20 protein-coding genes are annotated in these 22,191 nt (G+C 59.8%); 15 read left to right on the forward strand and 5 right to left on the reverse strand.

What is annotated here, in order from left to right:
* Positions 1-27 precede the first annotated feature (27 nt).
* Positions 28-846, forward strand: coding sequence for a protein-L-isoaspartate O-methyltransferase family protein (locus ACUXUR_RS15480; protein ID WP_445503235.1), 819 nt, complete (start codon positions 28-30; stop codon positions 844-846).
* A gap of 449 nt (positions 847-1,295) precedes the next feature.
* Positions 1,296-2,123 carry a tetratricopeptide repeat protein gene (locus tag ACUXUR_RS15485; protein WP_445503295.1) on the forward strand — a complete coding sequence of 276 codons (828 nt, stop codon included), beginning with the start codon at positions 1,296-1,298 and terminating at the stop codon, positions 2,121-2,123.
* Positions 2,124-2,129: 6 nt separating this feature from the next.
* Here ACUXUR_RS15485 and xth read toward each other — a convergent pair whose 3' ends face one another.
* A complete protein-coding gene (gene xth / locus ACUXUR_RS15490) occupies positions 2,130-2,915 on the reverse strand; it encodes an exodeoxyribonuclease III (protein ID WP_445503236.1) in 786 nt (261 codons plus the stop codon).
* Between the two features lie 206 nt (positions 2,916-3,121).
* Here xth and ACUXUR_RS15495 point away from each other — a divergent pair, with 206 nt between their 5' ends.
* Both ACUXUR_RS15495 and ACUXUR_RS15500 read left to right on the forward strand, forming a co-directional pair.
* Complete coding sequence (locus tag ACUXUR_RS15495) at positions 3,122-3,814, forward strand: ceramidase domain-containing protein (RefSeq protein ID WP_445503237.1); 693 nt, start codon at positions 3,122-3,124, stop codon at positions 3,812-3,814.
* On the forward strand, positions 3,801-4,349 hold the full coding sequence (locus ACUXUR_RS15500; protein WP_445503238.1) for a hypothetical protein: 549 nt from the start codon (positions 3,801-3,803) through the stop codon (positions 4,347-4,349). Before ACUXUR_RS15495 ends, ACUXUR_RS15500 begins: the two co-directional genes overlap by 14 nt.
* A 552-nt stretch (positions 4,350-4,901) precedes the next feature.
* Here the strand turns inward: ACUXUR_RS15500 and ACUXUR_RS15505 are convergent.
* Complete coding sequence (locus ACUXUR_RS15505; protein WP_445503239.1) at positions 4,902-5,120, reverse strand: hypothetical protein; 219 nt, start codon at positions 5,118-5,120, stop codon at positions 4,902-4,904.
* A gap of 136 nt (positions 5,121-5,256) precedes the next feature.
* On the opposite strand from ACUXUR_RS15505, the gene ACUXUR_RS15510 reads away from it, so the two are divergent.
* From ACUXUR_RS15510 to ACUXUR_RS15540, 7 genes are all read left to right on the forward strand, one after another.
* Positions 5,257-5,679, forward strand: a complete 423-nt coding sequence (locus ACUXUR_RS15510) for a hypothetical protein (protein WP_445503240.1) — start codon at positions 5,257-5,259, stop codon at positions 5,677-5,679.
* Positions 5,680-6,442: 763 nt separating this feature from the next.
* On the forward strand, positions 6,443-8,416 hold the full coding sequence (locus tag ACUXUR_RS15515) for a PAS domain S-box protein (RefSeq protein ID WP_445503241.1): 1,974 nt from the start codon (positions 6,443-6,445) through the stop codon (positions 8,414-8,416).
* Between the two features lie 488 nt (positions 8,417-8,904).
* On the forward strand, positions 8,905-9,135 hold the full coding sequence (locus ACUXUR_RS15520) for a hypothetical protein (RefSeq protein ID WP_445503242.1): 231 nt from the start codon (positions 8,905-8,907) through the stop codon (positions 9,133-9,135).
* Positions 9,136-9,413: 278 nt separating this feature from the next.
* Entirely contained in the window at positions 9,414-10,388 is a 975-nt protein-coding gene (locus ACUXUR_RS15525; protein ID WP_445503243.1) for a Vgb family protein, read from the forward strand.
* Positions 10,385-10,774, forward strand: coding sequence for a c-type cytochrome (locus ACUXUR_RS15530; RefSeq protein WP_445503244.1), 390 nt, complete (start codon positions 10,385-10,387; stop codon positions 10,772-10,774). The genes ACUXUR_RS15525 and ACUXUR_RS15530 overlap by 4 nt, the downstream gene beginning before the upstream one ends.
* 312 nt (positions 10,775-11,086) lie before the next feature.
* Positions 11,087-11,719 (forward strand): Crp/Fnr family transcriptional regulator, encoded by a 633-nt coding sequence (locus ACUXUR_RS15535; protein ID WP_445503245.1) that lies wholly within the window; start codon positions 11,087-11,089, stop codon positions 11,717-11,719.
* A 238-nt stretch (positions 11,720-11,957) separates the two neighbouring features.
* A complete protein-coding gene (locus ACUXUR_RS15540; protein WP_445503246.1) occupies positions 11,958-12,854 on the forward strand; it encodes a DMT family transporter in 897 nt (298 codons plus the stop codon).
* A 164-nt stretch (positions 12,855-13,018) separates the two neighbouring features.
* On the opposite strand, the gene ACUXUR_RS15545 is transcribed toward ACUXUR_RS15540, so the two are convergent.
* Positions 13,019-13,621 (reverse strand): PAS domain-containing protein, encoded by a 603-nt coding sequence (locus ACUXUR_RS15545; protein WP_445503247.1) that lies wholly within the window; start codon positions 13,619-13,621, stop codon positions 13,019-13,021.
* A gap of 144 nt (positions 13,622-13,765) precedes the next feature.
* The gene (locus ACUXUR_RS15550; RefSeq protein WP_445503248.1) at positions 13,766-13,999 is read right to left on the reverse strand and encodes a hypothetical protein; all 234 of its coding nucleotides are present in this window, start codon (positions 13,997-13,999) and stop codon (positions 13,766-13,768) included.
* A gap of 431 nt (positions 14,000-14,430) precedes the next feature.
* Between ACUXUR_RS15550 and ACUXUR_RS15555 the strand changes: the two genes are divergently transcribed.
* Complete coding sequence (locus ACUXUR_RS15555; RefSeq protein ID WP_445503249.1) at positions 14,431-17,070, forward strand: bifunctional diguanylate cyclase/phosphodiesterase; 2,640 nt, start codon at positions 14,431-14,433, stop codon at positions 17,068-17,070.
* A gap of 6 nt (positions 17,071-17,076) precedes the next feature.
* Here the strand turns inward: ACUXUR_RS15555 and ACUXUR_RS15560 are convergent, their stop codons facing one another.
* A complete protein-coding gene (locus ACUXUR_RS15560; protein ID WP_445503250.1) occupies positions 17,077-17,370 on the reverse strand; it encodes a DUF6894 family protein in 294 nt (97 codons plus the stop codon).
* 156 nt (positions 17,371-17,526) lie between these two features.
* Here ACUXUR_RS15560 and ACUXUR_RS15565 point away from each other — a divergent pair, with 156 nt between their 5' ends.
* From ACUXUR_RS15565 to ACUXUR_RS15575, 3 genes are all read left to right on the forward strand, one after another.
* On the forward strand, positions 17,527-18,189 hold the full coding sequence (locus ACUXUR_RS15565) for a LuxR C-terminal-related transcriptional regulator (protein ID WP_445503251.1): 663 nt from the start codon (positions 17,527-17,529) through the stop codon (positions 18,187-18,189).
* A 678-nt stretch (positions 18,190-18,867) separates the two neighbouring features.
* Positions 18,868-20,097 carry an HlyD family secretion protein gene (locus tag ACUXUR_RS15570; RefSeq protein WP_445503252.1) on the forward strand — a complete coding sequence of 410 codons (1,230 nt, stop codon included), beginning with the start codon at positions 18,868-18,870 and terminating at the stop codon, positions 20,095-20,097.
* On the forward strand, positions 20,079-22,076 hold the full coding sequence (locus ACUXUR_RS15575) for a glycosyltransferase family 2 protein (RefSeq protein WP_445503253.1): 1,998 nt from the start codon (positions 20,079-20,081) through the stop codon (positions 22,074-22,076). The genes ACUXUR_RS15570 and ACUXUR_RS15575 overlap by 19 nt, the downstream gene beginning before the upstream one ends.
* The last annotated feature ends 115 nt before the right edge of the window (positions 22,077-22,191 follow it).

Here is a 22,191-nt window from a genome sequence, read left to right on the forward strand (position 1 = left end):
TGCTACTTTCAAGTTATGTCCAAGAGCTTGCTTGAGACATATCGCTCCGACTATGCCGAGCAGATCGCGCGCCTGACCGATCTTCGTGACAGGCGTATCGAACTGGCCTTTGCCGCAGTCCCCCGCGAGAACTTTCTCCCCGCGCCACCCTGGACCACGATCAGTTCGGGCATTGCGACACAGACGAGCAGTCTCGCCGATATCTATGACAATGTCCTGATCGCCATCGATCGGAAGCGCGGCATCAACAATGGCGAGCCTGCGCTCCATGCGGACTGGCTCGATGCGGTGAGCCCGCAGCCGGGTGAAACCGTCATCCATGTCGGCGCAGGCACCGGTTACTACACGGCGATTCTCGCGCATCTCGTGGAGCCGGGTGGTCGGGTGGAGGCCTATGAATACGAAGCGGATCTCGCCGCAAAGGCCGAGCAGAACCTGAGCGGCTATTCCAACCTGACGGTACATGCGGGCTCCGCCTTCGGTCAATCGCTTCCGCCGGCTGACGTGATCTACGTGAATGCAGGCGTGGTTGCCCCTGACGTCGAGTGGTTGAAGGCGCTCAAAGACGGCGGACGTCTGATCTTTCCATGGCAGCCGGAAAAAGGCTGGGGGCCGACCGTTTTGGTGAAGCGCCTGCCACACGGCTTCAGCGCTGCGCCGCTCATGACTGTCGGGTTCATCTCCTGCAGTGGCACCAAGGAGAAGGCTGCCCCAAAGCAGCGACTCATCGAAACCGATCTCTCCTCCGTGCGGTCGCTCTGGCTCACGAGCGACCGCTCTCCTGACGCGAATGCGGTGGCTGTCTACGAACAGGTCTGGTTCTCGTCGCAGGCGATCGAAGGTTAAGAGTGCGGGCTCTGTGCGTTCCCACACGTACCGGTGTGGAATTTTGGTCTAGTGTGGTTTCCCAAGCGAAAAAGAGAAGAGGACCAGAGGGACTGTTACAAAGTGGCAAAATGAGGTTCAAAGTTGTTGCTTGCCAGCAACACCCAGAAACCTTCCTCATCCTGCCGCTCTTGGCCCAAGCGCCGCCGCGATCCCGCCATAAAGCGCGAGCACCTGTAAAAGCCAGCTAAAGTGCTTCTAAACCAACGCTTTATGAAGAAGCGCTTCAGGGGTGCAGCCGATTAACACTATCGGACTTCCTGTCGCGAGGATCATTGCATAGGTGGCGCAGCACATGGCAGATCACGAAAGTTCCATTCCGGTGGGGCCTCTCGTGAGATCCGGATGGAAAAGAGTCAAAGTCCATGCACGCGCGCCTGATCAACAAGCTGAAGTTGACGAACCGTCTGATGACGGCGGCTTCCTGCGCGCTCGTTCTGCTCGGCTCTTCCTCCGCCTTTGCTCTCGATGCGGCGCCGCGTCCCCAGCCTTTGACGCCGGCGTTGTCCCCCGTCCTTGCACCTGCTGCCAAGTACGGCTCGGTTCGCGAAGCTTTGCGCACCGGCATGCGGGACTACAATGCCGGCGACAAACTCGGAGCCGCTGCTGCACTCGAGTACGCGGCGGGGCAGGGGCATACGCTGGCGCTCTGGAAGCTTGGGCGCATGTATGCCGACGGCGATGGCGTCGAGCACGATGATCTGAAAGCATTCGAGTATTTCTCAAGGCTTGCGGACCAGCATGCGGACGAGAGCCCGGATTCTCCCAATGCGATGGTCGTCTCCAGCGCTTTCGTGGCGCTCGGCACTTATTTCCTGGACGGCATCAAGGGCAGCTACGTGAACGCCAATCCGGTCCGTGCCGTGGAGATGTTCAGCTACGCGGCGTCCTATTTCAGCGATTCCAATGCGCAGTACAATCTGGCTCGCCTCTACATGGAGGGAACGGGTGTCGCGCGGGATGCGCGTCAGGCCGCGCGCTGGTTCAACCTGGCTGCCGAGAAGGGGCATCACCCCTCACAGGCGCTCCTCGGCCACATGCTGATCAATGGGCAGGGCGTGCCGCGCCAGCGTGCCAAGGGCCTCATGTGGCTGACGCTGGCGCGCGAGGCTGCGGCCGAGAACGGCAAGGATCAGTGGATCGAGAGCCTCTATGCGGAAGCCTTCGCAGCCGCGGACGAGAGCGACCGCAAGCTGGCGCTTGCCCTGCTCGAGCAATACATCCAGTCCCGTCGCTGACCCCGTTTAGTCGATATCAAGATCCACCATGACCGGCACGTGATCGGAGGGCTTGTCCCATCCGCGCACTTCTTTGCGGATCGACGCGGTTTTCAGCTTGTCTTGCGCCTGGGACGACAGCAGCAGGTGGTCGATGCGGATGCCGTTGTTCCGCTGGAAAGCTCCTGCCTGATAATCCCAGAACGAATAGAGCCCGGGCTGGTCGCTGCAGGCACGCACGGCATCGCTGAAGCCGAGATTCTCGAGTTCCCGGAATTTTGCGCGGCTTTCCGGCTGGAAAAGCGCATCGTTGGCCCAAGCCTCGGGATTGGCTGCATCCTTGGGCTCAGGAATGACGTTGTAGTCGCCGCAGAGCACCATCGGCTCTTCTAGCCCCTGCAAACGACGCGCATGCGCGATGAGCCGATCCATCCAGGCGAGCTTGTAGTCGAATTTAGGGGTGTGGATCGGATTGCCGTTGGGCAGGTAGATGGAGGCGACCCGCACGACGCCTGCCGACGTCGATATGACGCCTTCAAGATAACGCGCCTGCTCGTCGCCATCGTCGCCCGGCAGCCCGCGCCGGATATCCTCCAATGGCGTCTTGGAAAGGATGGCAACGCCGTTATAGGCCTTCTGGCCATGGGTGGCGACGTTGTAGCCCAGCCCTTCGACCTCGGCCCTCGGAAACGCCTCGTCCATGCATTTCAGCTCCTGCAGGCAAAGCACGTCGGGGTCCGCACTTTTCACGAAAGTGGCGAGGTGATCCAATCGCTGCTTGATCGAGTTCACGTTCCAGGTGGCAATGCGCATGGTGTCGGTCTCGTTGGCCTGTTAGCGCATCGTGCGGAAAAGTTGACCCGTTTTTCCGCCTCGAAGGATGCGCTCATCAAGGAAGAGAGCATCGGATGAACCTAAAAGTGCAAGTCCACTTTTCCCGTCCGTTGCTCTAGCTTTCATCGGATGTTCGTCGAAAGCTTGCAAGCTGGAACCCATCACCATCCCCACGGTTGCAGCCCATGAACCTATCCTGGTTTCAGCCCATCGACAGCTATTGCGAGCGGATCGACGCCAGCTTCTGGGCGGAGCCGGTCAATGCGGTCACGAACGGATTCTTCCTGCTTGCCGCAGCACACGCGCTTTGGGTCTGGCGGGGACGGCAGCTGCGGGACTGGCCTTCTCTTTGGCTCATCACCGTTACGGCCATCGTCGGAATCGGGAGCTTCCTGTTCCACACCTTCGCCAACCGCTGGTCGTTGCTCGCAGATGTGTTGCCGATCGCGGTGTTCATCTACAGCTATTTCCTGCTCGCCATGCGTCGTTATCTGCGCCTCGGGGCCGGAGTGGCGATCGCGATCACTCTCGTCTTCGCGGCCTTCAACATCAGCTTCGGGCGTTTGTGGCTGGGGCTTTTCCCGGGCGTCACTCTCAATGGTTCTGTGAGCTATCTGCCCGCTCTGATGGCAATGGTCGCAGTCGGCATTGCGTGTCATCGAGCGAAGGCCGGGCAGGCGGGCAGGGCGCTTCTGTGGGCCGGGTCGGCCTTCGCGCTGTCGCTGACGTTCCGCTCCATCGACGATGCGGTCTGCTCTGCGCTACCACTCGGTACGCATGCGCTCTGGCATATGCTGAATGCGCTCGTTCTGTGGATCCTCATGATCACGGCTCTCGCGCATGCCCCCGATGAAAGGCCGCTTCATGTCCCGTGTTGAAATCCATGGCTATGCCATCGTCTCAGACAATGACCGCATTGCCGATGCGACGGGACGCACGCCGGATGTGCTGCGCAACGATGCGGATTGGGCCTACTTTCAGGCCGAACTGAACCGGTCCGACGCGACGGTGCTGGGGCGCCTAGGCCATGAGGCCAATCCCAATCCGAGAGGCCGCGTGCGCGTGATCCTGTCCTCCTCATCGCGGGGGATCGAACGGCGGGCGGATGGCTGGTGGTGGAACCCCCAAAAGCTCTCATGGAAAGAAGCCATCCGCAGCGTTCTGCCCCACGGTGGCCGGGTCGCGGTGCCTGGTGGGCGGCAGGTCTTCGATCTTTTCCTCGCCATCGGCTATGACGCCTTTCATCTCACCCGGGCAGAGGGCGTGATCGTGCCCGATGGAGTGCCCGTGTTCTCCGAATGCGATGCCGGCAAGAGCGCAGAGGCAATCCTTGCCGAGGCAGGCCTCGAGCCTGGCGCCAAGCGGGTCCTTGATCCGGCTGGGCCGGTCAGTCTCATGGTTTGGCGCCGCTGAGCGGAAACCTGCAAGCTGGCGCCGAGTTGACGTGCGATACCCCTTTGGCGGGAGGTGCACATGCGCCAGAAGCTATCAGCCGTTCTGATCATCAGCTGTCTCATGGCAGGTGCCGCCTGGGCCCAGGGCTCATCTTCCAGTGGAGCCAGCTCGGGTGGTGGGGGGACCGGAGGCTCTTCCGGAGGTGCCGCATCATCGATGGGGGTAACCGGCTCAACCGGTCCTACAACTGTCCCCAATTCGCCGACTCTTCCGCTTCCACGGCAGGATGCCCAGACGCCGAGCTCGAACACGAACCAGGATGCGGCGCAAGACCAAACGAATGATGCTCGAACCGGTGCGACCGGGGGCCCGACGCCTCCTCCCGGCACCGAAGGCAGCACGGGCGGAACTGCAGGCAGGCGTGCGGCTCCCGCCACAACCGGTGGCATCAATCGCCAGCCGGGCCAGCCTTCTGCCGTCGGCCCTTCCGCGAGAGAGGAAGAGCTGCTCGAGGAGGGGAAAGAACTGGAGCAGAGGGCCAAGCGCGGCATTTGTCAGGGGTGTTGAGGTTCAGGCAGCCTCACTCAGGATCAGATGGTCCGTGTAACCCTTGGTGTCGCCGCCATAGAAGGCGCGGTTCAGGCTGGCTGAGCGAGAGCTAGTAGTGTTGAAAACAGTCCGTTCGGATCGATGCTGACCTAAACCTCGGTCGACCCGGTGGAATTCCGTGAAGCTCGGGCCGTCGCCAGATGTGAGCTTCTCCGATTCCCGCAACGGAGCAGCCGCCATGCACAGATCCGGTGGCTCGGAAAGCCAGAAAAACAAAGGTTTTCAAGTGCGCTGTAAGCATTCGTTAACTATGCGCACGCATTCTTCTCCCGCAGGCCGATGGAAAGATTCCCGGCGAACTCACGGGGGAGCGCTCATGACGGATAAGAGCTTCGAAGAGACGATCCGCGAGAGGATAGCGGCAGTCGATCTGGTGGCGGAATTGATCGCAGGGCAGGGCCGGGACACCGATTTGCATGACCTGCGCGTCCTGCTCATCAACATCATGAGCCTCCTGATGCGTGATCCCGGTGTGGAAGCCGCGGTCGACGATCTCTATGCGGCTGCTAAGGCCATCGTGAGGGATGCCGCAATCGGCGTACACCCCGTTCCCAGGAATGTTCGTTGCCTGCGCACGGCGCTGACACGCTTCTCTGAGCGTGTGCCGATGGTTGCCGGCTTGCCAGAGCCTGACGATACCCGCCGCTTCCGCGGTCTTGAGGCAGCCTACGCCGTTCAGCTGGAACGCACCGAAGAAGCAGATGCCGATGAAGAGGCTGAAGCCCGCTCTGCCGCATGAGACAAATCCTGCAACCGAACGAGCCCTCTCGGTCTATGATGAGGCTAGCGCATCGTGCGGAACCGAAGGGCCGCGTCAGCGAAAGGTGGACCCGGTTTTCCGCTCAAAACGATGCGCTCTCTAGAGCAGGGAACATCGGACCCAAAAGTGGACTTGCACTCTCGGAATCGATTCGATGCGCTAGCCGGCAGGGTAGGCGCGCGAGATGGCACCAGCTTGGCCGGACAATCGTCATATCGGTTGACGGGCAATGCTTCGGAAGGAAACGCGAGGCCAGCTAACCTCGCCTAAGCAGATATTCTGGGACGGGAGAACTTCCTGGTCTGATTCCAGAAGGCGCTCTCGGTGCAGATTGGCCTCTGGGGAGCCCACGCACAAACTCCCGGCTTTAACAGGGCATCATCAGGTCTTCGGTGATCGACCCAGTCTGACCCGGATCTCCGGTACGGCCTGCTGTTGCAAAAAGAAAGCGCCCGTCGTCTCAAAGGGGCGCTTCAAGGTCCGGACCGTAGGGGCAAAAATTCACGATACCGGTAGGGAATTATAATATTCAGGCGCATCCTTTACGTCATGTCGGTAGATTACCACGTAGCTATACGGAACACGCCGAGGATCGGGATCTTTCCCGCCATGCAACGATCTGCATCTCGCCCGTCAACTATTGGATACCTATACTCTAGGAGCATATGAAGCGGCGCAATGTAGCCAATAACGGGCTGGCATGATCAACTTGAACCGCAGGAGGATCGGGCGGTTGAGTACCATGCAGTTTCTGACCGGAGGCGGCATCATGGGGGCCCGCATTCAGGCCCATGACTGGTCCGCCTCACCACTCGGTCCCGTCGAGACCTGGCCACCCTCACTCTGCGTCACGCTCAGCAATATGCTCCGATCCAAGCTTCCCACCTACATGCTGTGGGGGCCAGAACTGATCACCTTCTACAATGATGCCTGTCTGCCATTGCGCGGAATAAGACCAGAGGCGCTCGGGCAGTCTCTGCCGCAGGCTTGGGCGGAGATATGGCATGTCGTTTCTCCGCTCGTTGAGCAGTCGCGTCGAGGAGAAGCGGTTTACGTTGAGGATGTGCCCGTCGATATCATTCAGCGCAAAGGTTATTTTGAAACGACGTGGTGGAATGGTTCGTTCAGTCCCGTCATGGACGAGCATGGTAACGTGGGTGGCGTTCTCATCGTCATCCATGAGACCACCGAGCGGGTACTCGGCGAGCAGCGGCTTCGTTTCCTGGTCGATCTGAGTACGCGCCTGCGCGGCATAGCCGAGTCGCGCGAAGTCATGGCCACGGCCGCAGAGATGCTCGTTAAGCACCTGAAGGCAAGTCGCGTCGGCTATGCGGAGCTCAGCGAAGGCGGCAAGTCCTTTAGGGTCGAGCGCGACTGGACCGAGGGCACGGTTCCGACCTTCGCCGGTCAATACAGCGTCGACGAGTTTGGTCCGGCGATCCTCGGCGAGCTTGAAGCCGGGCAGACGGTGTGCGTCGAGAATGCTCTGTCAGATCCTCGTACCGCGGAGGAGCATATCGCCGCCGAGTTTCTCCGCACCCATCAGCGCGCCATCATCATCGCACCACTCATCCGAGACGGTCGCCTTGCCGCGTCGCTCTATGTCCACCACACCGAGCCTCGTTATTGGCGCGAAGATGAAGTGAAGCTGGTGCAGGAGGTCGCCGAACGCACGTGGACATCGGTTCTGCGGGCGCGGGCAGAAACCGCCCTGCGGGAGAGCGAGGAGCGTTTTCGGCAGTTCGCCGAGCACTCGACCGATGTGCTCTGGATCATGAACGCTGAAACGCTGCAGACGGAATACGTCAACCCCGCCTTCGAGCGCGTCTGGGGCTGGTCTCCCGATGCTTTCCAACACCGTGGGCAATGGGTTGAAACCATTCATCCGGAGGATCGGGAGCGTGCATCCCAGGCCAACGATCGGGTCCTGCGGGGTGAGACTATCGTTCAGGAGTACCGCATCGTCCGGCCGGACGGGAGCATGCGCCATATTCACTCCACCGTATTCCCGATCCTTGACGAGCACGGGAAGATTCGGCGGATCGCCGGCATCGTCAAGGACATCACGCAGCACAATGGCTCCACGGTCTACGTGGTGGATAGCAATGAAACCTCCCGCCGCGATCTGTGCCTGCTGCTCCAGGGGGCCGGCTATGAAGTGAAGGTGTTTGCCTCGGAGCAATCCTTCCTGGAGATGGCGCCGGTGCTGGTGCCCGGCTGTGTCGTGCTCAACATCCGCACTCCCGAGGCAGACGGGTTGACGATCCCCCGAGAGCTGAAAGCCCGCCGTGCGGGACTGCCGGTGATTGTGATCGGTGAGGCCCGGGGGAACGTAGCAGTCGGAGTTCGGGCAATGAAGGCGGGGGCAGTGGATTTTCTCGACGTGCCGTATCGCCCCGAACAGCTTTTGGATGCGCTCGCCTCTGCTCAGGCGACAATTCAGGAAAGCACCGAGCGGGATCAAGCCATTGAACGCGTGAAGGCGCTCATTGCGGCGCTGCCGCCACGCGAGCGGGAGGTGCTGGATGGACTGCTGTCCGGGGGCACCAACAAGACGATCGCGCGAGAGCTGGGGCTTAGCCCGCGCACGGTGGAGGCACATCGGGCCCGCATCATGGAACGGCTCGGCGCTCAGAGCCTGCCCGAACTGGTGCAGATCGCAGTTGCGGCCGGCTTACAACCTAAATTGCAGGACAGGCAGCGCGATCGCGCATGATAGGGTGAGATATGGCATGTCCTGCGTTCATAGAGTAGCTCCATGCCGTCCGGATCTGCCTCAAGCTGGTCCCCGCTCCGGGTAAGGAATTCAGTCCAGGACATCTTCGCTTTATCCCCTGCTTGGAAGAAGCACACGTCCGACATCAGGCGCTCTTGGGCCATGGATCGTCTGGTCTACGGGCCCTTGCGGAACAGTCCGTAGGGAAGTCCCGACTGTTGTCCGTCACGGCCAGAGGTTAACTCGGGTTAAAGGCAGGCTGCACTCGGTGCCTGCAGTTTAGGGAGTGAACTGCCCAAAGAGGCAGGGAGACGCCACACCGATTGAGGAACGGCCCATGGGGACGGCACGGATGCACTGCCATCTCCGAAAGCCGGCTCTTTTCGCAATGGCCCGGTCCGGCGGGATCCCGTCAGGACCGGGCCGCAGCCACAATCGAGTCGTCAGGCAAACCTCAAAGGGGCGTGCCAGGGAAGGGACACAGGCCAATGAACATGGCTGCAAACGATAATCAGGTCGCTGAGCTCATTTCGATCCTGTCCACGACACTTGCCAATATCGACGTCGAATACGAGTTCGAACTGGCCCGGATCCGAGCAACGGCCAAACCTGACCTCAGGGCCGTGATCCTGGACACGGTACGACAGCGCCACGTCGAGCGCCGGGAACCATATGTCCGCCAGATTGCCGAACTCCGGACCAGAGCCGATGCGCGCTAGTGCATCGTGCGAAAAAGGTGGACTCGGTTTTCCGCACATCAGGTCATGCTAAGCGAGAAAAGCCGGGTCAGCCCGGCTGAGCGCTCCATTCTACCACTGGGCTTCTCCATTTTTATTCATTGTCTCTGTCGCGGATGTTTGCCGGACGCCATCGCAAGGCACTGACGGGCGCACGGGCCCTTAGGGGTCTCGCGGCAGTGTGAACGTCTCCCGTCTTGCCGCCTTGGAGGATCGACACAATCTGGCTCCATGCTCTGCACTGACAGCAGGAGAGCCCTATGCTCGCGCTTTTCCGTCGCCTCGCCCTCGCGGCGACCGCCGCGTCCATTGTCGCGTCATCTGCATCCGCTCTCGACCGACAGGTCTATGATCTTCCGCAAGGTACCCATCCGCACGATGTCGCACCGGCTCCGGACGGCAGGGTCTGGTACACCGCCCAGCGTAAGGGCACCCTTGGCATTCTCGATCCTAAAACGGGGGATGTCCGTGAGGTGCCGCTCGGTCCGAGATCGGCGCCGCACGGCGTGATCCAGGGGCCGGACGGGGCTGCCTGGATCACCGATGGCGGGCAGAACGCCATCGTGCGCTTCGATCCGAAAACCGAGGAGGTGAAGGTCTGGCGGCTGCCGGAGGATGCCGGCTACTCCAATCTGAACACCGGCGCCTTCGACCGGAACGGTGTGCATTGGTTCACGGGCCAGAACGGCATCTATGGCCGCCTCGATCCCAAGACGGGTGACATGAAGGTGTTCAAGGATCCTAAAGGGCGGGGACCTTATGGCATTGCCTCGACCCCTGACGGGGAGATCTACTATGTCTCCTTGGCAGGCAGTCACTTGGCGAAGATCGATCTAGAGACAGGAGAGGCGAAGGTGATCGAGCCGCCGACGCCGAACCAGGGCGCGCGGCGGGTCTGGTCGGACAGCCAGGGACGTCTGTGGATCTCCGAGTGGAATTCGGGCCAGCTTTCCATGCATGATCCCAAGAGCGGGGACTGGAGGGCTTGGAAGCTGCCGGGCGAGCGGCCGCGGGCCTATGCAGTCTATGTCGACGAGCGCAACATCGTGTGGGTATCGGATTTCGGCGGCAACGCCATTCATGCCCTCGATCCGAAGACGGAGACTTTCGCGACCATCCCGAAGTCGGACGAGGGGGCGGATGTCCGCCAGATCCTCGGTCGGCCGGGGGAGGTCTGGCTGCCCGAGTCGGGCGCAGACAGACTTGTCGTGATCCGCACCGGAACGACGCAGTGAGGCCACGGATCGCGATCCTCGTTGCGTGTGCGACTCTTCCGGGCGCAGGATCGCCTTCCCACGCGGGCGATCCGGCACGGGGCGAGCGGGTTTTCCAGTACTGCTACTCGTGCCATTCGGTCGTGCGGGGCGAGACGAATCTGCAAGGTCCCAATCTCGCGGGCATCATCGGCCAGCCCATCGCCGCGCAGAACGGTTTCGGCTACTCGCCGGCAATGCGAGATCTTGCTGCCCGTGAAAGGGTCTGGTCGGAAGCGCTGCTCGATAGGTTCACCGCAGAACCTGAAGCTGTCGTGCCGAAGACCAGCATGCAGTTCCACGGGATCGACGATCCGGCCGAACGCGCGGATCTGATCGCTTATCTGCGGTCCATTCCTCGTCCGTAGTGTGTCTAATCAGCTAACTCCTCCGGTGCCGGTATCTCGGATCAGCAGGGGTGGCGGCGCAAATTTCCCCCAGTGAGCGGCACGCGCCCTCTTCATCTTAGTGTGAAGCATCATGAACGAGACGCAGGGGTGAACTGCTGTCGCTCAACCGTCTTCTGCCTTTTAATCCGAACTGTGATTGGTTTAGCTTATCGCATGCGAATGCCGAATCCTGCCTCAGTACCAGACACAAGGCCCAACCATCGGGCCAATCGGCTCCTGGCTGCGCTGGAACCCGATGATTTTGCCTGTCTGGAGCCGCATCTTCAGATCATGAATTTGGAGCAGGACGAGGTCCTGCACGAGGCGGGCGATATCTTTCGCTATGTCTATTTTCCCCATGACACGGTGGTGGCGCTTGTGGCCGTGCTGAAAGACGGTCGCTCTGCGGAGATGGCGGTCTACGGCCATGAGGGTGCGATCGGCCTCATCGGTTCGATGGTCGCTCGTCAATCGTTCGGACGCTATATCGTGCAGGCTCCCGGAACGGCATCCCGAATTGACATGGAGCGCATGCGCGAAGTGATCAGCAGCCGCCAGAACGTTCTTCAACTGGTCCTGCGCTTTGGCGAAGCGATGATGACACGGGTCCTCCAGAACGTGGCTTGCAACGCCGTTCACAGCGTCGAGGCCCGCTGCAGCCGCTGGATTCTCAGTGTCCATGATCGGCTCGACCGGGATACCCTGCCGCTCACCCATGAGTTCCTGGCCGACATGCTGGGAGTTCAGCGCTCGACCATCAGCACCGTGACGCGAGCACTTCAGAATGCGGGACTGATCAAACAGGGCAGAGGACTTATCACCGTGACAGATCGGGCTGGTCTCGAAGCCGCGACCTGCGAATGCTACGCTATCGTGCGCCGCAAGTTCGAGCGCCTGTTGCCTCATACCTACACGCGAGGGTGATCCGCGCCAGTCTCCGGGAGCCGAGCCGGCCGCAATGGTATGGAAAGAGTGCATCAAGGCTTAGTTACCGATGAATCCTCTGTGTCTTCAGCGAGCGTGTCAGTGCTCAGCTTGGCGAAATCATCAATGGGGCCACGATCTATTATTGGGCCCGGTGCTCCAGGCTCCTGCGTTTTAGCATGCCAGCTCAACGCTCTTGGCAATTGTGGTGCTCTCCAGGACCGGTTTATCAAAGCTCATGAATCTCCGTGATTTTTCCCTGATGCTCATGGTGTGCCTCCTGTGGGCGATGCACACAGTGGTGAGCAAGCTCGTCGTGACCGGCATGGAGATCCCGCCCTTGTTCTACGCGGCGACCCGATATGGAATCGTCGCGCTGCTGGCCATGCCGTGGCTCCTGCCCATTCCACGGCCGACCTGGCGCATTCTTCTGGTTGGATTCCTCATGGGCGGTGGCGGCTTCGCGCTCTTCTTTCTCGGTATCAAGAGCGCAAGCCCCTCAAGCGCCGCCGTCGTGACCCAGCTCGGACTCCCGATCACGACGCTCCTGTCTGTCGTCATGCTCGGAGAGAGAATCTACTGGAGGAGGGGGCTCGGGATCGGGCTGACCTTCGTGGGAGGCGTGCTCGTGATGTGGAACCCCGACAGCGGGCTTCCAATCTCCAGTGGGCTCGTTCTGATCCTGGGGTCTGCTGCCGCTGGTTCCCTGGCAGCTGTGATGATGAAGCAGATAGACGGCGTCCAGCCGTTGCGGTTCCAGGCCTGGATCGGGCTCGCATCCGTGGTGCCGCTGGCTCTCCTGACAGCAAGCTTTGAGACCGACCAGATCCCGCGGGCCTTGGAGGCTGGCTGGGCCTTCCTGTCGGCCTTGCTGTTTTCCGCCCTCATCGTGTCCCTGCTGGCTCACACCGTCTATTATGGCCTGATTGGAAAGTATCCGGCCAACCTGATCGCGCCTCTAACGATTATGAATCCGTTGATGACCGTAGCGATGGGGATCTTGGTGACTGGTGATCGTTTCGACGCCCGAATGGCTCTCGGCACCGGGATCGCGCTCTGCGGCGTTCTGATCATCACTCTGAGGCGTAACCAGGTCATGCCTCTTGCAGCACTCGTCTGGGACCGCCTGCGTTAGGCAATCACGGTTCCCGGCTCGTCATCACCTGCTTAGGGACGCCGGCTTTGGCTCCGCTGCTGCCTGTCGCCGCACCCATGTGGCCCACATTGAGACTGTGCTGTGCCTTGAGCGTGATGCGTTCCGCCAAATTGGGAGATGCTTGGCTGCCCGGCGGTCTTGCACTAGGCCCGCGCCCATTCGGTTCGATCATAGCCTTCCACGAAGAGGCCCTTGATCTGTCCCGCTTCATCCTCGATCGGTCGGTAAACAAAGTCGATAATGTGCTCTTCAAGCGAAGCGCCCGGCCTGGGCTGAAGCATGACACGCATCATGCGGCCAACGAATGGCTCCTTAGTTTGATACACATGGTCCAGCAGTTCGTAATAGCCTTGTCCCCGCAGCTCCGGGAGCGCCTCACGAATAGGGAGACCGACAAGCTCTCGGCGGCCGACAAGTCCGAAGTAAGGGTCATTGGCGACATCAAAAGTATGTTCGGGGCCTCGCAGAACAGTCCGGAAAGCCCTGATGCCTGGGACAGCTAGAACACTGGCCTCCTGTGAGTGCATGAGAAACTCGCGTGAATTGCCAAGTCCTCGCGCTACGACGAGAGGGGGAATTTCAGGAGAAGCGGCGATGTTCCTGCGCTCGTCGAGCGCTCCGATCGCGGCCTGAGCCTCGTGCCGAAATCGTCTCTTGAGCACCTCAGGCTCACGCTCCCAGTCCCGCGCACCTTCGAGGACATAGTAGAAGGCCCTGGCTACAGCCTCGATCTCATCCTCGGCCATATCCAACCTCAAGATACATAAACTGCATTCAAGTTTATCCAGAGAGCAGGTTTTAATCGAAAATAGGTACCTCTTTGGGATTGTGAATGGGTTCCTTGAATGAAAATCTGCCTGGTGCGGTGCAAAATCCCGGAAGTCTCCTGGTCAATCTGTGCCGGGGTAATCTGCGGAGGTTTGTTCCAGGTCCTCCAAGCCCAGCTTGTTCGCGCCCTTGCCCTTTGAGGCGCGATGAAGCTCGAGTGTTGCAATAGCCAGCCGGGCTAGCTCCCGATGCTGTTCTGATACCGACCCGAGATCATGGTCCGGGTTTCCTGGAGAGGTGAAGCGTCGCGCCCGGGCAATGGCTCTGGCAACGGCCTCTACTTCGTCATCAATCACCGCAGATCCCCCAAAACTATCGCTGCAGCGGCAACAGCTCGGATCAATCGCCTGAAGCAGGGTCCCGAAGCTGACGGCAAGGTTTACTGCAGTGCAGGAACTTCGCCTTCGCATACGCTTATAATGTTCCTCTAGCACTGCCTGGAGGGCTCCGGATTGATCCTGATCAATGCGAGTCGGTTAGAGCCTTTCGGCAGACGCAGGATTGTCAGGCTGCTCCCACATCGCCGCGTCAGCGGCAGTGGAGAGACTGTCGGAGTAGGACGCAGATCCTGGTATTTTCCGGCATTGGCGCGGCAGGGGTTTGGTGCCGAAACATGCGGTTCTATTGAAGAGGTAAGAATAGACCAAACGGCCTAGTCGACAGTCCGGAATCCGTGGTTCAGAAAAAGAGTCCCACCTGCCGCGAGCCTTAGATCTACGAAGACATCATGGAATTGAGTGATACCGGAGTTCCTGGACAGACAGGTGACGCCTCTCGCGACAAGCGGGTGAACGCGCTCAATCCGGAATTGCCAGAAGATGAAACGGTGTATCGCCATGCTGTTGAATTAAGTCAGCAGATCCCTTGGATCTCGGATCGGGAGGGTAGGATCATCCATGTCGGCGCGGGTTGGGCCGACGTGCTGGACATTTCCTTTGAGGAATTGCTCGGGAACGGATGGATGAGGCTTGTTCATCCGGATGACGCGGCGCGGGTTGTAGAGACGAGACGCGCGACTCTGTCCACAGGGGAGCCTTATGAGTGCGAATATCGGATCAGAGTGGCCGACGGCAGCTATCGCTGGTTCCGTGCCCGCGCAGGAGCCCAACGGGATCAGACCGGCGCTATTGTGCGGTGGTATGGCACGATCGAGGATATCCAAGACCGGAAACGGGTGGAGTTGATTCATCGAGGGCATGCCCGTGTCCTAGAGATGATTGCCGCCGGTCGCCCCCTTCACGAGGTTTTGAAGGCGCTCTGCCGTTTGGCAGAGGAGCAGATCCCTGGTGCTCGCTGCGCTATTCTGCTGTTGGACAGGAAGCGTCAGGTACTCCGGCATGGTGCTGCGCCTAGTCTTCCCGCCGCCTACAGCGCCCTTATTGATGGATTGACGATCGGACCTAACGTAGGCTCATGCGGGACCGCTGCCGCCGAGTGCCGAGATGTGATCGTCACCGATATTGCCTCTGACCCGCTCTGGGCAGACTGGCGCGATGTCGCGCTGTCCTATGGCTTACGGGCCTGCTGGTCCAAGCCGATTCTGACGCGCTCCGGCGAGGCGCTAGGCACCTTCGCCTTTTATCACGATCAGCCGCGCGCCCCGAGCGGGGGGGAGATGGCTGATATTGATGCCGTGCTGCACTTGGCGGCTCTGGCCATCGAGCGGCAGCAGAGCGAGGCAGCGCTGCGCGAGAGCGAAGAGCATTATCGCTCCTCGGTCGAACTGAATCCGCAAATTCCCTGGACGGCTGATCCGCAGGGCAACATCCTCGATGCTTCCCCTCGGTGGCACGAGCACACAGGCGTACTCGTTGAAGAGGCGCTGGGCTCCGGGTGGACGAAGGCATTGCACCCTGATGACTTGGCGCAGACACAGCAGCGATGGCAGCACTCCATAGTGAGCGGCGAAGCGTTTGATACAGAATATCGCGTGCGCCTGACCGATGGGAGCTATCGCTGGTGCCGTGCCCGGGCGGCACCCCGACGAGATGCAGATGGTCTCATCATTCGCTGGTATGGCACGCTGGAGGACATCCACGACAGGAAACTCGCCAAGGAGCACCTTCGCTATGCTGCCTATCATGATGATTTGACGGGCTTGCCTAACCGCAGGTTCTTTCGCGAACGTCTCCAGCAGACTGTCGCCAAGGCTGTCAATTCGCGGAGGATTGTCGGGCTTCTGCTTCTCGACGTTGATCATCTCAAGCAGATCAACGACAGATTCGGCCATGACGCCGGGGATGCCCTCTTGCGGGCGCTCGGTGCTCGGCTGCGCAGCGCGGTTGGTATCACCGATATGGTCGCCCGCCTCAGTGGTGATGAGTTCGCGATCATCCTTCCTGATGTTACGGACGAGGGCCAAATTGCTGCAATGGCCATGGCCATTCTGACTCAGATGCAGGAGCCTCTTCGGCGCAATGGAAACACGCTTGAGTTCCGCATCAGCATCGGAGGCACCGTTGCGGCCGGATCCGGCATGACGACAGAGCAACTTTTGAAGCAGGCGGACCTTGCCCTCTACCATTGTAAGGGCAACGGGCGTGGCACATTCACGATGTTTAATCCTGCCATGCGTGAGGAGGCGCAAAGGACTGCCTCGGCCCTGGAAATCGCCGGCAAGGCAGTGACGTTCGGCTGGATCGAGCCCTTCTACCAGCCCAAGGTGGCGCCGGCCTCAGGCACGTTGGGTGGCTTCGAGGCACTCTTACGCTGGCGCCACCCCAGCCGGGGAGTTCAATCTCCGGCAGCACTTGCTCCCGCTCTTGATGATCCGGATCTTGGGGTCGCGATCGGCGAGCGCATGCGCTTTCAGGTTTTTCAGGATATGCGCGGTTGGAATGATGCCGGGCTCGATCTCGGCCGGATCGCCATCAATGCTGCGGCTGTCGAGTTCCGTCGCGGTGACTATGCCGAGCGCGTGCTGGAGGAACTCAGCTGGGCCGGCGTGCCAACGAGTTGCCTTGAGGTTGAGGTGACCGAAAGTGTCTTCCTGGATTCCAGTGCTGACACAGTTGAGCGGGCACTTCGCACCTTGAGCGCCGCCGGCGTGACGATTGCACTCGATGACTTCGGGACCGGGTATGCATCGCTGGCGCACCTGAAGCGGTTCCCGGTGGATGTCATCAAGATCGACCGCTCGTTCGTGAGCAAAATGGAAACGGATGCGGGAGATGCGGCGATTGTCCGGGCTGTTCTAGGCCTAGGGCAAAGCCTTGGCATCAAGGTGGTTGCGGAAGGCGTGGAGACAGCCGCTCAGATGACACTTCTCCGGGAACTGGGCTGCAACCTCGTTCAAGGATATCACATGGGCCGCCCGATGCCGGCAAATGATGTGCCACATTTCATTCCAGCGCGGACACAGGTGTAGCCTAAATCAGTGGATGCTCCCTGCAGCAACCGACAGACTCGCCAACAGCTCCCACGTCTCCGAACTTTGCTGCACAGGGGTCATGAGAACGGTTCGGCCGGCAGCATCAGTCACCTCGAAGCGCATTCCCGGCCGAACGGCCGCCTCCCTTGCGAATTCGTCTGCGCTCTGAATGACCTCCATCAGCAATGCGACGCGATCGGGAAGTTCAATCCCGTCCTGATCCTCAATCAGGCCAAACTCGTCCCGGATATGGAAATAGTAGATCCCCATCTGGGTTCCTGCCGTCTGATGTTCCATTGCTACACCTGCCCTTGGTAGGCCGATACAGATTCGCTGCCTATCCGGCTAAACGGTCTAATCCGGTCCCTCCCCCGGTTATTTGTCCTAAGGAACCCATGCGCTTCCGCATGCATTCCTAAATAAGGCTTCATGGGTACTCCCAAGGAGAACATTATGGACAAGGCTGGTCAGGTCGCCCTGATTGCTGACGATGACGAGTACTTTCGCTTGGCGCTTCAGACAATTTTGATAAACCGGCTTGGGTTCTCCAGCGTTGTCCAGGCCGCTTCTCTTGATGAGGCCGTAGAGCACCTCTCGCAAAAGCCGAGTAAATCACTCGCGATATTTGATCATAGGATTCCCGGCATCAAGAGCGCGGCCTGTCTGACAGCCGTGCGTGACTGCTTCCCCAATCTTCGGCTGGCGGTCGTATCAACGTCGCACCGAAAGCAGGATATCCTTGCCGCCTTGGACGCGGGTGTTCACGGCTATGTGCCGAAGACGATCAGCCCGACTCAGCTCATAGAGGCCCTTCGGCTGATCATGGACGGACTGATCTATGTTCCGCCGTCGGTTTCCGCTATCACGCCTGCCTCAGATGGGGTGCAGGTGCTGAAAGCCGTGCCTGCGAAGAGGCCCCCGATCGAAACCCTGACCCCACGTCAGAGGGAGGTTCTCGAACTTCTGATGCAAGGCAAATCGAACAAGGAGATCGCACGGACCCTGAGTCTTGGGGAAGGGACAGTCAAAGTGCATATGGCTGCGCTGTTCAGGGTGTTCGGGGCGCGGTCGCGAGCGGCGGTAGCTGCAGCGGGTTCACAATTGCTGTCCGACTGATGGTCCCAGCATCCGTCTGCGCTGCAGGCCGATATCCGCTTTCGGCCTGTTCGAGCATCTCTTCATGGCACTAAGCGGAAGCAGTGTTTTGGTCCGCTCGTAGGATTAATGCAGAGGTTTTTATAGGGCAGGATATTGCCTGGTCTGACCCAGAACTGACCTTTGGTTTTGTCGACCACATCTGATTGGGATGAGTGCCTAAAGCGCGCAGTATCCCATAGCCGTTCTATTGGCTGAAGGTGCCCCTTACGAAGCTGGCGATTATCGTGAGAGCCATTTCGAGGTCTGGCTGTGATCTCTCTTCCAAGGTGATTTTGTCAAAACCGGATATCAGCGCCTCAACCTGCGCCTGCCGCTTCTCTGTAACCTTTCCTCGACCTGCCACCGGAGCGAACCGTCTTTCCGAGTTCGCTGAGACGGCGGTGGCCTAGTCCATTCACCCTAATTGCTGGCCCTCTGCCTTGCTGTTACGAGTTCAGGAAAGCCGAACTTAACGATGAGTTGTGGGTGTTAGGCCGGCCGATAACCTCCGCTTGCGGCGGACATAGCCAAGAGTGAGTCTCTTGATGGGTCGAAGTTGGTCAGCCGCGGCCGGTCAAGTTTCGATCACACGCCGGTGGCCGTCATCCATGGAGGAGGTTGAGTCGTTCACTCCTGTAAACAATCACAATCACTTATATGTTCTGGAATAAACGCGCTACCCGAGTCAGTGTCGGGCTTCTCCTCCTCGGCGCTGCCGGTGTAGCCCTGATGCCGAGCCTGACGGGCTACACCAGTCTCGATGGGACCGTAAACGCGCGTCTCACGGTGATCGCGGCGCCCATTGATGGCATGGTCTGGAGCGCTCCACCAAAGGTCGGCACTCCCTTAAGTGACAAGCAGGCCCTAGTCTCCATCCGCAATGAGCGCGTCAATCGAGCAATACTGGCATCGCTTGAATCGGAGCTTTCCACCGCGCGTGACCGGGTTAATGCTCTGAGGCGGGAGCGCGAGGAACTCATCCAGCTTCGTGACGAGTTGGCCAGGCGCTTGGATGCTTACCGAGCTGCAACGCTTAGCAAGCTGGAACGTGAACTTGCGGTTCTGCGCAAGCGAATCGAAGTCGCGGAAGCCCAGAAGGCGGCAGCACAAACTGAGCTAATCCGCCGTCAGACCCTTGGAAAGACCGGCATTGTTGCTGCGAGTGCGGTTGAGCAGGCGCATGCGGCTGATATCGTATCGCTCAGGCAAATCGAAATTGAGGCATTAAGCGCCGAGCAGTTGGAGAAGAAGATCGAGGCCGTCCAGAGCGGCATCTTTATCGGTGACGGGCAGAATGACGTGCCTTATTCGCGCCAGCGCCAAGATGAAGTCATCGTGCGTATCGGGGATCTCGACACCCGAATTGCCGAGAATGAAAGGCGTGTCGCACAGAGCTGGAAACAGTTGGCCGAGGAGGAGCAACGCGTCCGCAGCCTGGAATCCGCTACGCTCTCCTCGCCGTTTGCGGGAGTCGTATGGCGCAACAATGTCGTGAGTGGGTCCAACGTCGTCGTCGGCAACGAACTCACACGGCTCCTCGACTGCAGCGATCTCTTCGTGGACATTTTGGTCCCGGAGGTGAACTACGACGAGATCTATCCCGGACGAGACGCAGAGGTTCGCCTCCTGGGGCGAGGCGATAGTATTCCCGGCAAGGTCTTGTCCGTCCGCGGGAACGCTGCCGTTGTCGAAGAAACTACCCTCGCCGCCGCTCAACCCAAGGCGGAGGGTCGTAATGCCCGAATCCGGGTCGCGCTCGAGCCGACGGATCTCAACACCGATTTTCAGAACTTCTGCCACGTCGGCCGCTCTGTTCAGGTGCGCTTCGAGACGCGCAGCATTCCGTGGCGTCAGTGGGTGAGCAGCATATGGTTCAGCATCTCGTAGCGATCGCGCCGACCTTTCTGGTTCTGTCTTTCTTTCTGATCTTCACATTCGGGCAGTCGCGGCGGCGTACGCCAAGCCGGGCAATTACTTGTGCGTTCGTGTTTGCGATCGCAGCCCGATACCTGATATGGCGCTTCACTGATACGGTGCTCCCATATCCAAGCGATGGGAGCTTCGGCTTTTATTGGGTTTGGCTTTTGTTCGCTGTCGAACTCCTCGCCTTCGCGGATGTCGGGCTGTTCCTTGTGATCATGAGCCGTTTCGTAGATCGCAGCGCTGAGGCCGACCGGCTTGAGCACATCTTCTTCGCCCGTCATGCGCGGGATCTGCCCACCGTCGATGTCTTCATTCCCACTTACAACGAGCCACTCGATGTTCTCGAGCGGACGATTATAGGGGCGCTCGCGCTGGATTATCCGCGGGATAAGCTGAAGGTCTACGTTCTCGATGACAGCCGGCGTGAGTGGCTGCGTGACTTCTGCGAGGAGAAGGGAGCGATCCACGTGACACGCCCAGATAACGCGCACGCCAAAGCCGGCAATATGAACAACGGCCTTACCGTCAGCACGGGTGAGTTCGTTGTTATCTTTGATGCGGATTTCGTTGCGTACCGGACCTTCCTGCGTCGCACGCTGCCGCTCTTCATGGACGAGAGCCTGGGCATCGTTCAAACGCCGCAGCATTTCTTTAATGCCGATCCTGTTCAGTCCAACCTGGGGCTGGCGCGGATCTGGCCCGACGAGCAGCGTCTGTTCTTCGATGAAATGGCAACCTGCCGGGATGCTTGGGATGTGAGCTTCTGCTGCGGCTCCTGTTCCGTCATACGCCGCAAAGCGCTGGAGGCGATCGGCGGCTTCCCAACCACCTCGATTACGGAGGACCTGCTCACGACCCTTGCAATGCTCAACAAGGGCTACAAGACGCGTTACCTGAACGAGCGCCTCTCCATGGGTCTCGCAGCCGAGAACCTGAAGGGGTACTTCATCCAGCGTGAGCGGTGGTGCCAAGGAGGGATCCAGACCCTTTATCTTGGCCAGGGTCCATTACGCGGTCCTGGATTGTCGCCGTTCCAGCGCATCATGTTCCTGCCCCTGTCCTGGCTTGCACAATATGTCGTTCGCTTCGCCATCCTGATTGTCCCAGTCGTCTACCTCTGGACTGGCGTGGAACCTCTGTACTTTACCGAGGTGAGTGATCTCATCTCCCATCAGTTACCCGTTCTCACGGCATACTTTCTCCTGATGGCCTGGATCACCCCGACACGGTACCTGCCCATCATCTCGAGCGCCGTCGGAGCTTTCACAACTTTCCGAATGCTGCCGACCGTTCTCTCCAGTGTGGTGCGCCCGTTCGGCAAGCCTTTCAAGGTCACGCCGAAGGGCAGCGGCAACGAGGACAGCCGGTTTGACGGCTACACCTTTGCTTGGATCGCCACCCTTGTCGGATTGAGTGCCACGGGGCTCGTCGTGAACGTCGTGCCTGAGTGGTCCCACATCCATGGCAGCCGGTTCTCCGTGTTTGCCGGGTGCTGGGTGGGCATTAACATTGTGGTCCTCATGATTGCTGCTTTGATCTGCTTTGAAAAGCCGAGGCGGATCTCCGGTGCGTTTCTGGCGGATGAACCGGTATCCCTCGATGATGTTGTGGGGCGGGCCGTCAGCTTGTCCCTCGATAAGGCCGTGATTGCAGTACCTGTCGGGACGCGATTTTCTTCGAAGCTGGTCACACTTGCTCTTGATAAGGCTGACCCGTTCCATGCCGAGATCAGGCAGATCACGCAGAGGGGGAGGAAGCTGGGACGACCCGGGGACCAGCGCTTTCACTACTTGCATATTCATTATGATGTCCGTGGGAAAACGCGGGATCAGCTCATCCGCAAGCTCTATACGGGTTCGTATGCACAGGACGTCGAGGAGATTGACAGTCCTGCCATTACGCTCGAGTTGATGAGGACTGCGTTCGGGCCAGCTCGATATTAGAACCAGCGCCAAAAGTGACGTTCCCTTCCAAACTCCTGCAACGGAGCCAGTTCGGGAACAGTCGCAGTCGAGCGGCAGCCATGGAGGCTCATGCACCTGCCCGCAATCATGCAGT

Source organism: Microvirga medicaginis (assembly GCF_052658925.1).